Source organism: Pedobacter sp. N23S346 (genome assembly GCF_048515415.1).
Classification (GTDB): Bacteria; Bacteroidota; Bacteroidia; order Sphingobacteriales; family Sphingobacteriaceae; genus Pedobacter.
This window is the reverse complement of the sequence record NZ_JBLYEE010000014.1, coordinates 37,185-52,645: the sequence shown is the minus strand read 5'-3', so window position 1 is coordinate 52,645 and position 15,461 is coordinate 37,185. Positions and strand designations below refer to the sequence as shown.

Here is a 15,461-nt window from a genome sequence, read left to right as displayed (position 1 = left end):
CTTTTTAAAATGTTCAACCATATTTATATTTCGCATTTTTTAAAAATTATAGCTAATAGAGGTGCTATAGGTACGACCGAATACTTGTCTGTATCTAAGTTCATCGCCCTCTTCAAATTTATTGGTAAAACCTGGCTTTAAGCGCAACCGTTCACTAATGTCATCTCTTCCGGCCGCGTAATCAGGATTGTTTTCATAACTGCCTGTATTTATATAAAAAGCAGATGCCCTGTTAAGAAGGTTACTTGCATTTAATTTGATTTCGAGTTTTTTCTTCAAGAACCTGTAGCTAATCTGCAAATCAATCTGCGCACGTGGCTGTTCGTATTCTATCTGGTCGAAATATGGGCTCACGATATAGGTTTTGTAGCCAGATTTGTTATAAATAATATTGAGGCCCAGGAAGTCTCCGGTATACTGTAAACCTAAATTAACCAGATAAGGCGACTGGCCATACATGGGCCTGCTTTGTTTCGTTGGAACGGAAATATTTGGCAAATTGAGCCCATCCGGGTTAGTGATTTTATAGGTGCCCACCACGCTGGATTTTTGTAAAGTCACATTGCCATAAGCAGTAATCTTGCTTAAAATCTGGTTGTCGGTAATAAAATTTAAATTCTTTCTTAATTCAAATTCTAAACCATATACTTTAGCCTGATCTGCATTTTTGATGTAATAATTGATATTACCATTCACCAGGATAAAAGTTAATTCTGTTGGCTGATCAAAACGTTTGTAAAATGCACCAGCTGAAATAATTTCTCCTAATCCTGGAAACCATTCTGCTTTAAGGTCATAGTTATTGATTTTAGTACTCACCAACCCTTGATTACCAAATAGCGAACCCAGGTTTGGATCATAACGGAAAAACTGACTATTATCCATCAGCTCCGGTCTGATTACTGTACTGGAAGCCGCCGCTCTGATGTTTAGGTCTGTTATCGGACTATAGGTTAAATTTGCAGAAGGCAACCATTGCCATTTTTTTTCGGTTGGCAGAACAAATTCACTTCCACCTCTGATATTGATGTCGTTTCTAAGTTCGGTATATTTATAATATTCACCCCTTACTCCCCAAACCAGCCTGATTTCATCTGAAAAACGGTCATCGAGCATGATATAACCTGCATGGGTTTTGCTGTTTCCTTCGTATCCATTCAAGAAATAAGAATTAATGGCATAATTGTATCCATTCGCACCGAAATTTGCTGGATTTGCCATTTCACTAATAGGAATATACCTCAAGCTATCCGCCAGGTTAGCGCTATTGGCAAGTGCAGCAATCTGCCAGTTAAAAGTGCCTTTCTTGGTTACACCGAAATAGCCAGTTTTCAATGTATTTCTTAGCTTCCCGATATTAAATGGTGTTGAAGCATCTACGCTCCAGGAGTAATTACGTTCGCTATTGGCATAATTATGACGGGAAGTAGGTAAGATATTTCCCTGGATAAAGGGAGAAGTATCATAAAAATACAGGTATTCATTGCCAATTAATCTTGGTACACTTGTAGCAATTCCAATATCTTTTTCTTTCCGTTCTATTGCCGTCCGAGCCAGATTCCACTCTAATTTTACTTTGCCAAGCTGATGCTGACCATTTAATTTATTTTGTAGAAGATCGGTAAATGTAGGGTCATCTACTTCTTGTATTCGGCTCGGTGGTATCCCTGCCGAAATAAAATTAGCCCCGTCATTATTATCATACCCTGTTATTCTAAGCAACTCATTATTGTAAAAATGGGTATACGTATTACGCAAACTAAAACGGTTGCTGCCCAGTTTTAAGCCGACATTAAGTAATGCACCTAAGGTGGTATTAAAGATGTATTTAGCGCCAGCGTTATTATAGTTTAAATACCAATCGCTTCTACGTACCTGATCAATCTGATTAATGGTTTGCGTATTCCTGTAGGTAACTGATCCAATAATGCCTAATCTGTTCTGATTAGCGGTATCCAGCTTAATAAGCCTGCCGATACTGAATTGATAATTTTGTGTTGGCGCCGTTTTATATTTATAGATACTAAAGTTATCGTTCTTAAACTTTTTACTTTGATCATCTATCTTTTTCTGATAGTCTTCATTTGATAAATTGGTATTAGGTGCCGTTCCTCTGTCAGTTTGTTGCAAGCCTTCAGGAAAATCACGTCTGCCATCATCAAAACCTAAATAATCGTATTTGCCTCTTTTATGGCTGAGGAAATCTTTTCCAGTACTTTGGTCGTTGTAGGATGTACCTGCTGTAAAACCGATAAAGTTCTCTGCCGGTATATCTTTGGTGTTAATCTGAATAAGACCGCCACCAAAACTCGTGTTCATATCAGGCGTTGCTGTTTTGCTTACAACCACATTGTCTACCAAATTGGAAGGGATCAGGTCAAAAGAAAAATTGCGGGTTTGTGCTTCAGTGCTTGGAAGGGTAACGCCATCTAATTGTGCGGAATTATATCGCTCACCAATTCCCCTTACGATTACAAATTTATTTTCTACCGTGCTCACTCCACTAATGCGTTTTAAACTTTCGCCAATGTTTCTGTCGGGTGTTCTTGAGATTTGTTCGGCACTGATTCCATTACTGATCTCTGATGCATTTTTCTGGCGGGTTAATAAGCCTTCAACTGATGCCTTTTTATAACTGGCGGTTACCACAACTTCTTGTAAACCCTTCGTATCAGGTTTTAAGGAAATATCTAAAGGCGTGTTTTTATCGGCCCTTACATTTACATCGCTAATGCGTTGAGTAGTAAAAGAAATATAACTAATTTCCAGTGTATAGTTACCCGGCTCAACACTTAAACTATAACTTCCATCGCTGGCGGTTTGAGTAGCTTTACCTGTTTCTATTACCTTAACTGAGGCACCGGGAAGGGTTTCGCCCTTTTCATCGAATATTTTACCTGATATCAGACCAGGTTTTACCGGATCTGGAAGTTTGTAAAGTAAGATGGTTTGGGAATCTGCAAAGCGGTAAGCTACCCTTGTACCCGAAAGGATTCTTTTCAGAATAGGCTCAAAGGCCATGTTTTTAATATCCAGGTTTATTTTATCTTTCGGACTAAAGATTGATTTATTGTAGTTGATTAAAAAGCCTGATTTTTTTTCAAGCAAAGCAAGGGCTTCCGGAATGCTAAGTTCGGTTATTTTAAGACTTAAACTTCCTGATGTGGCGTTCTGTGTAAGTCCTCTAGCCGTTGCCAGATTAAAGCATAAGGTAAATAGCAGTAGTGTTGCCAATCCTTTACTGTAATTCAGGTTGATAATATATTTTTTTATATTTTCGTAAAATCCTATTTTAATAGGATCAAGATGTTTTTTAATTCTCACGGGTTAAAAACTTTTGTTGAGGGGCTGGGTTGTTCGAGCAATCCGGCTCCTTATTTATATTAAGAGATTTAATTTTTTCGTAAATATTTTCTAGTCAGTTTTGCGCATTTCTATTGCGGCTTTTAAGTAGTTAACTCATCATTGGCAGCCCTTCCCCCATACGGTAATTGTTTTAGTATTGTTGTCTATTTTATATTTAATGTGTTTTCCACTCATGATGTGGATTTCTTCCATTACATCATTAATGCTTTTGTTAGAAAAGGTTGCATTGAATCTGCATTTAGAAAGTTGGTTACTCTGGAGTTCAATGTTTACATTATAATACCTTTCTAATGATCTGAGTATGTTTGGAAGGCTTACATCTTTAAACACAAAGCTATTTTTGATCCACGAATTGATATCTGCAATGCGTTCGGAACCTACACTATAATTTTGCTTATTTAAATGGTAGAAGAGTTTCATACCAGGTGTAAGCAGTGAAAGTTGTTTCAATTTGCCCTGGCTATTGGCAGAAACGCTTACTTTTCCGGTGCGTACAGCTACACTAAAGGTATGATCCTGAGGGTAGGCATAAATGTTAAACGAAGTACCCAGTACCTGTGTCTGCATTTGTCCGCTATGTACAACAAAGGGGCTGGTAGTATCACGTTTCACCTCAAAAAAAGCTTCTCCCTCCAGCCGGATGTTTCTAAGGCTGCCTTTAATAAAATGAGAGGGCCAAATCAGCTTACTGCCGGCGCTGAGGTATACGATTGAGCTATCTGGTAAGATCAGTTTTACTTTTTCACCTTTTAGGGTCGTTTTTGTGAGATAGGCGATGGCGATTTGTGTTGGCTTTTGTACTTTTTGATAATTATACCAAGCCAATGCAGCAGAAATGATTACCACAATAGCTGCGGCATATTTGAATATGGCCGATAGTGGGAGGCTTTTGTGTTGGCGTTCTTCTACCTTCGACCAAATTTGTACCAGACCTTGTTCTGCTTCTGCAGAATGATCGGTTTTTTTAGCCTGCTTATCCCAAACCTTTTCCATTACCTGATGAAATTCGCTGTCTTCATTTGCCTGATCGGCCAGGTAATCCAGCACAATTTTTTCTTCCTCCAGATTGGTTTTACCTTCCAGATAGCGTTCAAATAATATTTTAATATTTTCTTTTTTCACTTTTAATCGTAGTTCTTTAACGCCTTATATGCTGTGCACTATGGTATATATGTTTGAAATGCTGGATACAGCTATACAGAATGTAATTTATTTTTAAATAATAAATAAAATCTTGTTTATCAGGTGTTTATTTTTTTTTATTAGGCTGGTTGTAAATGAAAAATGCCCTGAAGGGCATCGCATATCATCAATCAATATAAAGATCAGTTTAGCAGTAAATGAAAGCGATTAAGGATAAAATCGTTTCCGGAGAATAAGTTTTAAAATATTTCCTCATGATGCTTAATGATTTTTTGAGGTGGTTATTGACGGTGTTTTTTGAAATCCCCATCAGTTGCGATATTTCTTCATGCGTATGATGGTCATCTCTGCTCATTAGGTATATTTTTTTTACCTGTGGAGAAAGTGTTTCTATCGCGTTTTGTGCTATCCGTTTAGATTCTTTGGCATTTAGTTCATCTTCTATAGCATTGAAGGATTCCTGCTGGCATAAGTTCTCATTGCTATAGGCTTTTTCCCTTGCTTTTTTGCGAAGTACCATTAAGAAATTGTTACGAACGAGGGTATAAAGAAAAGCATCAAAATTTCTTTCCGGATTTATTTTAGCCCTGTTCTCCCAAAGCCTTACAAAAGTATCCTGTGTAAGTTCTTCTGCCTCTTCCTTACATCGGGTGAAATGATGCGCATAACCGTATATCTTTTGGCGATACTGGTAATAAAGTTCATTAAAAGCAGCTGAATCGCCATTTTTGACATTGTTCAGGAGTTTTATAGGGTTAAAACTTTCCAACTTTTCCATGAGTAGCAGTTATGGGAGGCAAGTTAGCCGTCGTGTTTAAAGTTAATGTTAACACAATGAAACCTTTTTCCTTAACTTACTTATGGGTAATGGCTATGGTGTTTTGTGTGGATTGGAGTCGCGAATCCATTAAAATATTTCCAGCTTTAAAACCTCCTGTATGGGCATTGTTAATGCCTATACCATTTTTAGTAATCTTTCCTGTTATTCTGTTTATAGCCGTTTGTATGAGCAGATCATTAGGATCGCCTAAAGGAAGTAATGGTAAAGTATTAATCTCATTAATTTCCATATCTGGTTTTATTCCATCGCTATATGATCCATTTCCCTGTGCGTTAAATAGTTTATAAACAATGGGATGCATTTCCCAATTTACCTGTTTTGGGCTCCGGGTATCAAAGATCCTGAATGAGGCTTCGTCTTTACCTCTTGTTTTTTCACCAATCTGTATCACCTGCATAAAGGGTTTCAGGTTATTGATGATGATTTCTGCCGCAGATGCCGTAGTTTTAGTAGATAAAACATAAACCCGGTTTAATCCAAGATTCTGTTGAATGAGGGTGTTAAAGTTTGCAGTGCGATCAAAAGTGGAAGCAATACCGATGGATTCTGTCTTGTTGCCTCCATTTTTATTGCCCTTATAGGTAATAAAAGGTTTATCGTAAGTGATGTTTTGAGCAATCATTGCACAAATTCCTGCTGCTTCCGCTACCTGTCCGCCCGCATTATAACGAAGATCAAGGATTAGATCAGAAATACCTTGTGTTTTAAAATTGTTAAAAACCGAAGTGAGTGAAGAGGCCAGACCTGCATTGAAATCAATAAAAAACAGGTATCCAATTTTTTTTCCATCACTTTCTATTATCCTGCTGATTTCTTTCTGATCAAGGATTATACCTTTATTGATTTCAATTGTTCGGGTATCTGTCCAGGTATTATTATTTGGCTCTGCCAAGGTCAGTGAGAAGCGGTTGCTGCTTAATATTTCGTCTTGGAGGGTTTGAGCATTGACTGATGTTAGCGTTTTACCATTGATTTTCCCGACATAATCTCCACGTTTTAAACCTGCTCTCGAAGCTGGAGAATCTTTTAAAACGACTTTTATAATGCCAATCACTTTTGTGCTGATCTGGTCGCTAACGCTGGTGTAGTCAAATCCAAAATCTCTGTTGGCAGGCGTTATGGTCGTGGCATCACCTGGCAGGTTAATATAAGAGAAGCGATCCGCTGGAGTGCGAAGAGCATTAAAAAAATCTTTTGGCGGCAAGCTGATGTTGATGTCTGCACGTAGCTGTTCATTCCAGTAATAATACCGCTTAAGGCTATCCAGTATCCAGGTGTTGATGTTTTCATTGCTCCCTATAGGGTAATCTGGCCTTTTCTGATCTTTCTTGCAGGAAGAAAGCACCGCCAAAAATAGCAGTATTATACAGGTAGAGTAAAAAGCCGTTCGTTTTAATGGGTTGGAGCGTTTTATCATGATGGTTTTGGATTTAACATCAAAATTAAGCGTACGCTTGTTAACTCTACATTAAATATCAGCAAGTTATCATAAGTGGAGGGATAGGCTTGTTGCCAGATGCTAAAATTGGCTAAACCCGCTCTATTTTGCAGATATAACAACAAGCCTCGGCATTTCTGGCATGTAGATAGTCGATTTCCGGGTGTTGATCAAAAATTTCACCAATTAAATGATCAACATCCGCATTGCCCACCAATTGGGTATACATCATTTGCTGATCTTTAGAATAGCCAATTAACGATAATGGAAAATTGTTTTTATCTGCCTTGATTTCTGGCGGGAATTGATAGATATTACCATAGGGTTCAACATCTTTTTGATGTATAAATATTGGGCCAGGTTGATTAAAGACATTATCAATGGTAAATGGGCTATGGCTAAATAATAACCGGATATCCTTTCCAACAATGAAAGGTTTTAAAGAAATGCGGCAAGGACCAAAACCAGTGGCTACCTGTTCAATCACTTCATGACCAAAATCATCTTTTAAAGTTTGTTTAATTTTATTTGCGTATGCCGCAGAGATGGGAACAATTTTAAATTTATTCATTTTATAACTTGAAATACAAATAAATTGAGTTTTTAGCTTGCAAACAATCCGAAACTTGCTGATTTATTGAAATAACTACCTTGTTTTTCAATTAACATTCTCAAAACATAAAAAAGTAAGATTGCTTTCCTGCTTCTAAGAGTAGGGATCAGATTGACCTATATTAGTATAAGTTCATGGACCTTCAAGGGGGGGCTTCTCCTCCGGTAAAGACATATAGAACCTTCAATATGTGATTTCGGTCTCCAAAGTAGCGCTTTCTTTTATCAAATTTACTTAACTTATTGGGAATGTTTTCCTAAATTCATAAGCAAAAAAAAATGGACAATCTGAATTGCCCATTTTAATTTATTTATTAAATCTTAAAAATCTGTATTTTAAGATTATCCTTCATTAATGTGTCTGTGCATATATTCCTCAACATTGATCAAGTCATTGTCAACCTGTTCTTTTGCTGTCATAGAGTTGTAGTGCAAAGAATCTTCATCAAATTCACTGAGTAAAGTAACTTTTAATTCTTCTTCACCGGTGGTTGATTCAACGGTTTGGCTTTGACCAACAATCGTACAGATACCTTCTATACCATCATGTACGAAACTATATTTCACTTCGAATTTACTTTCATCAGTCACTGGAACTTCGGCGATCTCAGTATACTCACGGTCTTCTACGGTTTCTAAGCCTTGTTTTAATAATTTGATGGCTTGTTGTCTTTTATCTTCTGTCATTATTTTAGGTATTTGTTTAGCATACTAACAGCAATCGGCAAGCATAGTTTTAAATATAATGGCGTAGTGCTGGTTGTTGTGCCGGTTGTTAATCTTTCTGCTGCTTAAACGATTCTTTATCAGTATCTTTTCTAAATGCCAATTCAATCTTTCCTATTACTGATCTTTGATTTAATTATTTTCTAAACCCTGCGTACGGCAGTTAAAATAAATTTGTTTTTTTGATGAGCTTTGACAGGATAATTAAATCAAAGTTGTTAAAGCTGAAAATAATGAAATAGTCATTATTGCGATCGTTCAAATAAGTGTGCTTAGTTTCAAACATACACCTAACATCTTTGTTCCATACGCGGTGAATCAAATTTAATGTTACCTCATGAATGAACCTAGCTTAGCCATCCGTTCGATATTGAAATCGGAACATGCCAGCGTTTTGCAGCTTTGGGAGGAATCGGTGAGGGCGAGTCATGATTTCATCACCGAAAAAGACATTGATCATTATAGGAAACTGATTTCTGATAGCCTGGTTAATCTGGATCTTTTCGGTGTGGAGGAAGCAGATCAGCTGCAGGCTTTTATTGCACTATCTAATCACAAAATTCAACTACTTTTTGTTCGTCCGGATGCCTTTCGTAGAGGCTTCGGCAAATGCCTGATTCAGTTTGCTGTTAAGGAACATGGAGCGTGGCTGGTAGATGTAAATGCTCAGAATGAGCGGGCGCTTTCGTTTTACCTGAGTTTGGGTTTTGAAGTATACCAAAAATTCCCACATGATAGCGCGGGCAAGCCGTATCCGGTCTGGAGTTTACGGCTCAGCAGACATCTTGCAGGCAGAAAAAAATGGATGGGGTGGCGAAATATGTTTTCTTCCCTTTTTAAGACCTAACAATTTTTTATGTTTACGGTTTAAATTTCACCTTACCATAATTAACCTATGAAATTATTACTTACAGTGCTCACGTTAACACAACTGGCAACAGCTAGTTTAAGTAAACTCATCCCTCAGGAAGACGAAGTAAAAGTTCCCACAGCATTAAAAAAATACATTCCGGCAGGCTTTGAAGCGTTGAATTTAACCAAAGGTGACCTGAATCGGGACGCTTTTGGAGATATCATATTGGTATTAAAGAAAAAAGGCGAGGAGAAAACTTCAGATGTAAATGACCATCCTGAAAAAAGGCCTTTGCTGATCTTATTGGGCCAGGCAGATCACTCCTATAAACTCGCAGCCAGGAGTAACAACAGTGTATATTGTGTGGATTGCGGTGGCCAGATGGGCGATCCATTTATGAACATCACCATTAAAAATGGTTATTTTTCTGTTGAACATTATGGCGGGAGCGGCCAACGCTGGACGAGGATTGTAACATTTAAATATTCACCTGCCGATAAAAATTGGTTCCTGTTTAAAGATGGAGGTGAACGTTTTCATGCTACAGCACCCGAAGAAGTCAAAACAGAAGTGAAAACAGCTAAAAATTTCGGTAAAATTTCATTTCAGCAATTTGATATTTATAAGGAATAAAGCAATTAAGTTTATCAATAAACAGGAAATATATAAATCGATATTTTAAATCCATATAAGATGATCAAAAAAATAATTAGTTGCGCTTTATTAATATTTGCCGCTCATAATACTTTCGCTCAGGATGAATTTAATGTGGAAGTGCCGAAGGATATCATTATTGTTAATAGTACTAAGGATTATAAGCTGGCCTTATCGACTGCAAAAAAAGCATCGGCTTCGCTTCACAAAAAACTAGATCTACGAGGATTAATGCCAAACAACAAAATTGGCTTATCCATGAGTAAAGGTGATTGTATGGAAGATGCTGGTGGAGATGAAACCGGTTATCCATGTTATTATGCACGCGGCGACGGCGCTGCTATTAATGATGATTATATTTCTGTAGAATATTCCAATGCATATAAAGGATTTACAAAAGGATATTACATTGTAGTTGCCGCCATCACAGATGTAAAGTCACAGGATATGGAAAATAAGCTGGCCGCCATTAAGAAAAAATATCCTGATGCTTATGCAAAACGTACCTTCATCTGGAGGGGATGTATGCATTAAGTGTGTTGAATAGGCAAGAGAAAATGGGAAATAGAAATGGGAGATGGGCAGTAGGAAATGGGAAATGGTTTGTTCGTGAATAGGTGGCAGCGTAAACCCGATGTTTGGATAAGCATTGAGGCAAAAAAAAGTAGAATTAATATTTTCAGTACTGTTCTGGTATAATAAATTTATTTAATGAAGTAGTTTAATTTAATATTGAGTTAATATAGCGCTGTTAATTTTGTGCTAAATCTATTCTCCTAACAAGTTGTCTTTTAATCTGATCAATTTAAAACCTTTATGGTAAAGTACCAGTTCAAAAACGATTCATTGGAAGACCGAATAATTTTCGATCAGATTTACGTTCATTATCACCAGGTTATTTACGCCAACATATTCAAACTGATCAAGGATACGGCCATTGCAGAAGATATTCTTCAGGATGTATTCTTTGCGCTTTGGGAAAACAGGGCCAAAATAGATCCTGAGCAATCAGTATCGGCATGGCTCTTCGTTGTCAGCTATAACAGGTCTGTTTCTTACCTGAGGAAAAAGCTTAAACAGGGCATTCAGTATGTAGATAGTTATGATCCTTTTCACGCTGTTGCGGAAGAAATTTTTCCAGATAAACGCCTGATCGAGGCTGAACTTAATATGTTGGAGGAAGCCATCAATGCATTGCCTCCGCAAAGGCAAAAGGTATTTAAGCTCTGCCGTTTCGAAGGTAAATCTCAAAAAGAAACTGCACAACTTTTAGGCCTTTCGATAGAATCGGTGAAGGATTATCTCAAACAATCTAAAAATTTCATAAAAGAATACATCATGTCCAGACATTCTTCCGGCGAGATGATCTGCATTCTGCTTTTGGTGATAATGATGAACCTTTAATTTACTTAACGGTAAGTTAATGTTTTAATAACACATAACGGCACCCCCAAAAGATAGCTTAGGGCGTATTTATAATCAGATGAACGAAATTAAAGAACTGATTAGTAAATTCTGGGCAAAACAAATAAACCCTGAAGAACAGCGCAAACTTTATGAACTGATCAATAAAGAGTCAGATGATTTCAAAAATGCATTACAGCAGGAATTTGAAAGCGAAAGTCATCTTCATAAAGAAGAAATTTCGGAGAAACGTTTTCAAGATCTTTTGGAAAAGCTTCATGTCCGGATAGCCAGGCAAGAGCAAAAACCACCGATGAAAACCCTGGTGCTTTATCATTGGTTAAAATTAGTTGCCGCTGTATTGGTGCTTGGCCTGGGAATAGTTCTTTCCATCAACTGGCTGCATACACACCCTAAACAAGAAGTAACGGTCAGTAATTTAAAACCTGCAACACAAACCCTTCATCAGCCTTATAATTCAGGGAAAACGGAAATGAGGATCTCCCTTAAAGACGGTTCGATCGTAACCCTTCAGCCCGGCAGTTCATTAAGCTATTTTGAACCTTTTAGTGGTAAAAACAGGAGCATTAGTATGGAAGGGGTAGTTACGTTCAAAGTAGCTAAAGATAAAAAACACCCGTTTATTGTAACTGCCAGAGGTTTCACCACTACTGCTTTGGGTACAGCGTTTACCATCAACACCACCAAAAAGGATCGCATACTAGTAAATTTGCTGGAAGGAAAAGTAGTGGTTAAATCTACTTCAAAAAGTGGAATGGATTTAAAGGATGTTTACCTTGTTCCCGGACAGCAACTCGCCATCAATACAAGGCAGAAGGAACAAGTGGTCACTCATTTCAATACTACCAGAAATTCTGCCGAAGTGAAGCCAGCTGTAAAAATGCCCGTACCTGAGCCATTAATATTTAACGAAGCACCATTAGATCATGTTTTCGATCGCCTTGCCAAACGCTATCACGTTCAGATCAGCTATGAAGGGATGGATGATGCTGATCTCCAGAAGCTATACTTTACCGGCACATTTGGTGGCACGGAAAAACTGGAAATGATGCTACCAACCATCTGCAATATGAATGAATTAACCTATAAACGGAACGCAAATAACATCGTCATAAGCAAACTAAAATAATTTTAACGATCAGTTTTTAAACAACCAGCTATCCTGAAAATAGGATAAGGGAACACTATTGCCTAATTTTTTTAACTATATCATGCAAACAAACAAACTTAAAAAGACACTTAAAAGGTTAAATTGCTTCATTGCATTTGTACTGCTGAACATTATTGCCTTAACTGCACAAGCACAGCAAACGGCTTCCGTTAAAGGAACGGTGGTTGATGAGAAAGGCGCAACCTTGCCTGGCGTATCGGTACTGATGATGGATCCGGCCACGAAAAAAACCGAAAATTCAGTTACAGACACAAAAGGGATTTTCGTTTTCAACAACGTGAAGGTAGGCAACCGATACGACTTCACATTCAGTTATATCGGTTATGAAAAGAAAACATCACCAGCTTTTTTAATTAATTCTGGTGCCAATAATTCCATCCTGATCAGAATGGAATCCAGTTCTTCCGGTTTAAACGATGTAGTAGTGGTGGGTTATGGTAGTCAGAAAAAAACCAAAATTACGGGTGCCATTTCCCAGGTAAAATCAGAAGAGCTTAACAAATACAGTGGAAGCAATTTCGCACAGCAGCTTGCCGGAAAAGCAGCGGGTGTGGTTATTAATGATGCTTCGGCACAACCCGGAACCGATCCTCAAATTGTAATCCGTGGCATTGGTACCCTTACCGCTGGTGTAAGCCCTTTGGTGGTGGTTGATGGCTTTCCACTATCAGAAGGAAGCTCTCTGAATACTGTTAATCCACAGGATATTGAAACCATTGACATTTTAAAAGACCCTGCATCAGCAGCCATTTATGGTTCTAGGGCAGCAAATGGTGTGATCTTGATTACTACTAAAAGCGGCAAGTCGGGCAAAAATACAGTCTCATTCGATTTTTACACCGGGGCACAGCGCCGATCGGATGGTGTAGATCTGGTAGATGGATATCAATTTGCACAACTAAATACCGAAGCCCGGGATTGGGGTTATGTCTCCAGAAATCCTTCCCTTAGAAACGTAGCAGATGATTATGCAACGCGGGTTGCCAAAGGTGCGAACAAGAGAGATTTGAGATTGAACTATATTCAACCTTACCTGAACAACCAGCCAGGTTTAACCAATACCGATTGGCTCGATGAAATTTTCCGTACGGCACCCATTAGCAGTTACAATGTGGCAGTTTCAGGCGGAAATGAAAAATCGAAGTATTATTTCTCTGGTAATTATTTTGATCAGGATGGAATTGTGGTGGAAACCGGCTTGAAACGGTACAGCATGTCGTTCAAATTTGATACAAAAATTTCCAAATCTTTTGATATCGGTTTAAACGTTAATCCGAGTTACAATATGCAGAAATTTTTCCAGAATGATGCCAGCAGGAGTAGCGATGCCATTGGGTCTGCACTGATTATGTATCCTTTCTTCCCAGCCAGAAATGCCGATGGTTCTTTAGCCATCAGTCAGCAGATTATAGCCAATACAGCAGAAGATGGAGCGCTGGGCGAAAATCCGGTAGCCATTATGGAAAAAACAAAATTTAACAAAAATCTCTTCCGCACTTTTGGAAATGCCTATGTAAATTTTAAACCTGTGGAGGGGTTAACCTTTAAATCATTGATAGGTGGAGATTACAGCAGTAATTTTGTAGATTTCTTTACACCATCTGATGTTGGTGAATACCGCACCGCGGCACCAAAACCTGCCAGAGCCAGCGAAACAAAAGGTTCGGTAATTAATTACCTTTGGGAGAATACCTTAAATTATGAAAAGACTTTTGGTAAACACGATTTTAACATCTTAGCCGGAACAACTTTTCAAAAAGAATCGGGTAACAGTACAGTGGTTTCCGGAACGGGAATACCAGATAACAATATCGATAATATTGCAGGTGCTTCGTCTTTTGCTGTGGTTCCAACCCGCTACGTTTGGACACAACTATCTTACCTGGCCAGGTTGCAATATGCTTATGCAAATAAATATTTATTCTCTGCAGCCATCAGAAGAGATGGTTCTTCTAGATTTGGGCAAGATGCAAAATGGGGTAATTTCCCTTCGCTAACCGCTGGATGGATTGTGAACCGGGAAGACTTTTTTCCAAAAACCAGTTGGATAGACTTGCTTAAATTACGTGCAACATATGGTAAAGCAGGGAATAATCAGATCGGTAATTATAGTTCCTACGCCTTAGCCAACCCGTTAAATTATGTAAGTGGTGCAACACTGCTTCCGGGTTTCGCAGCGGTAAATCCTACCAATAGTACACTTTCCTGGGAAACCAAAACGTCGTACAATTTCGGATTCGATCTGGGTTTCCTGAAAAGCTTAAATCTCTCTGCCAATTACTATTCTATGATCACATCAGATTTATTACTACAGGTTCCGGTACCGGCCCAATCTGGTTATGATAGTGCATTGCAAAATGTAGGGCGGGCCAGTAATAAAGGTTTTGAACTGGAATTATCAGGCAGCAATATTAAATTAGGCCCCTTAAGCTGGAACTTTGGCGCCAACATCGCCACAAATAAAAATAACGTGCTTGAGCTAGGTCCAGGGCAGAATCAGATCGTAACAGGTTCAAATAGTGCGTTTAGAACAAAAGTAGGCGGACCCATTGCAGAGCTTTATGGTTATAACGTAATTGGGGTCTATAAAAATCAAGGCCAGATAGATAGTAGTCCGCATATTACAGGCACTTTATTAGGTGATTATATTGTGCAGGATGTAAATAATGATGGTAAAATAACGCCAGATGACCGCATGGGGTTTGGTACCTATGCACCGAAGATTACCTACGGATTTAATAGCAGTTTTGCTTATAAAAGCTTTGAATTGAGTTTCTCCATCAATGGCATTTCCGGAAGAAAAATTTATGACAATGGTTTGGTAAATATGGAATCGGGCGAAGGCTTCTCTATGGCAGATCAGTATTATTTCGAAAACCGATACCATCCGGTAAATAATCCAGATGGATTTTTGGCACAGTCAAATACTAATTATTCCGCCAATAGATTAAATACCAACGCCTCCAGTGTTTTCTTCCAGAAAGCAGATTATATTCGTTTGCGCAATGTTCAGTTAACCTATAATTTTGCTTCAAGCTTACTTTCTAAGCTAAAAGTATCCAGAGCGAGTGTGTATGTAACAGGCAATAACCTGCTCACCATTACCAGTTTCCGCGGCTTTAATCCAGATGCAACAAGCGACAATGTACTTACTTCCGGATATTCTTATTCTAATTATCCGGTGGCCAGATCTTTTGTAGCAGGCTTTAACCTAACTTTTTAATGTAATGTA

Annotated in this window: 12 protein-coding genes; 6 read left to right on the top strand and 6 right to left on the bottom strand. The window is 38.2% G+C overall.

The features are described from left to right. Positions 1 to 39: 39 nt before the first annotated feature. From ACN1CD_RS20310 to ACN1CD_RS20285, 6 genes are all read right to left on the bottom strand, one after another. Entirely contained in the window at positions 40 to 3,324 is a 3,285-nt protein-coding gene (locus ACN1CD_RS20310) for a TonB-dependent receptor domain-containing protein (protein ID WP_419132240.1), read from the bottom strand. A 138-nt stretch (positions 3,325 to 3,462) separates the two neighbouring features. Continuing rightward, on the bottom strand, positions 3,463 to 4,488 hold the full coding sequence (locus tag ACN1CD_RS20305) for a FecR family protein (RefSeq protein WP_419132239.1): 1,026 nt from the start codon (positions 4,486 to 4,488) through the stop codon (positions 3,463 to 3,465). Positions 4,489 to 4,696: 208 nt separating this feature from the next. Then, the gene (locus ACN1CD_RS20300) at positions 4,697 to 5,287 is read right to left on the bottom strand and encodes an RNA polymerase sigma factor (RefSeq protein WP_419132238.1); all 591 of its coding nucleotides are present in this window, start codon (positions 5,285 to 5,287) and stop codon (positions 4,697 to 4,699) included. Between the two features lie 76 nt (positions 5,288 to 5,363). Beyond that, complete coding sequence (locus ACN1CD_RS20295) at positions 5,364 to 6,767, bottom strand: S41 family peptidase (RefSeq protein WP_419132237.1); 1,404 nt, start codon at positions 6,765 to 6,767, stop codon at positions 5,364 to 5,366. A gap of 112 nt (positions 6,768 to 6,879) precedes the next feature. After that, a complete protein-coding gene (locus tag ACN1CD_RS20290) occupies positions 6,880 to 7,359 on the bottom strand; it encodes a DUF1203 domain-containing protein (RefSeq protein ID WP_419132236.1) in 480 nt (159 codons plus the stop codon). Positions 7,360 to 7,742: 383 nt separating this feature from the next. After that, positions 7,743 to 8,087: a hypothetical protein gene (locus ACN1CD_RS20285; RefSeq protein WP_419132235.1), complete on the bottom strand. Its 345-nt coding sequence runs from the start codon at positions 8,085 to 8,087 to the stop codon at positions 7,743 to 7,745. 376 nt (positions 8,088 to 8,463) lie between these two features. On the opposite strand from ACN1CD_RS20285, the gene ACN1CD_RS20280 reads away from it, so the two are divergent. The 6 genes from ACN1CD_RS20280 (at position 8,464) to ACN1CD_RS20255 (ending at position 15,452) form a co-directional block, all read left to right on the top strand. Beyond that, complete coding sequence (locus tag ACN1CD_RS20280; protein ID WP_419132234.1) at positions 8,464 to 8,973, top strand: GNAT family N-acetyltransferase; 510 nt, start codon at positions 8,464 to 8,466, stop codon at positions 8,971 to 8,973. 48 nt (positions 8,974 to 9,021) lie between these two features. Further along, complete coding sequence (locus ACN1CD_RS20275) at positions 9,022 to 9,612, top strand: hypothetical protein (protein WP_419132233.1); 591 nt, start codon at positions 9,022 to 9,024, stop codon at positions 9,610 to 9,612. Between the two features lie 60 nt (positions 9,613 to 9,672). Next, positions 9,673 to 10,167 carry a hypothetical protein gene (locus tag ACN1CD_RS20270; protein WP_419132232.1) on the top strand — a complete coding sequence of 165 codons (495 nt, stop codon included), beginning with the start codon at positions 9,673 to 9,675 and terminating at the stop codon, positions 10,165 to 10,167. A gap of 282 nt (positions 10,168 to 10,449) precedes the next feature. Further along, positions 10,450 to 11,037: a sigma-70 family RNA polymerase sigma factor gene (locus tag ACN1CD_RS20265; protein ID WP_419132231.1), complete on the top strand. Its 588-nt coding sequence runs from the start codon at positions 10,450 to 10,452 to the stop codon at positions 11,035 to 11,037. A gap of 79 nt (positions 11,038 to 11,116) precedes the next feature. Then, the gene (locus ACN1CD_RS20260) at positions 11,117 to 12,187 is read left to right on the top strand and encodes a FecR family protein (protein ID WP_419132230.1); all 1,071 of its coding nucleotides are present in this window, start codon (positions 11,117 to 11,119) and stop codon (positions 12,185 to 12,187) included. An 82-nt stretch (positions 12,188 to 12,269) separates the two neighbouring features. After that, on the top strand, positions 12,270 to 15,452 hold the full coding sequence (locus tag ACN1CD_RS20255) for a SusC/RagA family TonB-linked outer membrane protein (RefSeq protein ID WP_419132229.1): 3,183 nt from the start codon (positions 12,270 to 12,272) through the stop codon (positions 15,450 to 15,452). Positions 15,453 to 15,461: the final 9 nt, after the last annotated feature.

Excerpts from the sequence above, each read along its gene's own strand:
- ACN1CD_RS20300 (WP_419132238.1), bottom strand. The coding sequence starts at position 5,287 with ATGGAAAAGTTGGAAAGTTTTAACCCTATAAAACTCCTGAACAATGTC.
- ACN1CD_RS20295 (WP_419132237.1), bottom strand. The coding sequence starts at position 6,767 with ATGATAAAACGCTCCAACCCATTAAAACGAACGGCTTTTTACTCTACC.
- ACN1CD_RS20290 (WP_419132236.1), bottom strand. The coding sequence starts at position 7,359 with ATGAATAAATTTAAAATTGTTCCCATCTCTGCGGCATACGCAAATAAA.
- ACN1CD_RS20285 (WP_419132235.1), bottom strand. The coding sequence starts at position 8,087 with ATGACAGAAGATAAAAGACAACAAGCCATCAAATTATTAAAACAAGGC.
- ACN1CD_RS20280 (WP_419132234.1), top strand. The coding sequence starts at position 8,464 with ATGAATGAACCTAGCTTAGCCATCCGTTCGATATTGAAATCGGAACAT.
- ACN1CD_RS20275 (WP_419132233.1), top strand. The coding sequence starts at position 9,022 with ATGAAATTATTACTTACAGTGCTCACGTTAACACAACTGGCAACAGCT.
- ACN1CD_RS20270 (WP_419132232.1), top strand. The coding sequence starts at position 9,673 with ATGATCAAAAAAATAATTAGTTGCGCTTTATTAATATTTGCCGCTCAT.
- ACN1CD_RS20265 (WP_419132231.1), top strand. The coding sequence starts at position 10,450 with ATGGTAAAGTACCAGTTCAAAAACGATTCATTGGAAGACCGAATAATT.
- ACN1CD_RS20260 (WP_419132230.1), top strand. The coding sequence starts at position 11,117 with ATGAACGAAATTAAAGAACTGATTAGTAAATTCTGGGCAAAACAAATA.
- ACN1CD_RS20255 (WP_419132229.1), top strand. The coding sequence starts at position 12,270 with ATGCAAACAAACAAACTTAAAAAGACACTTAAAAGGTTAAATTGCTTC.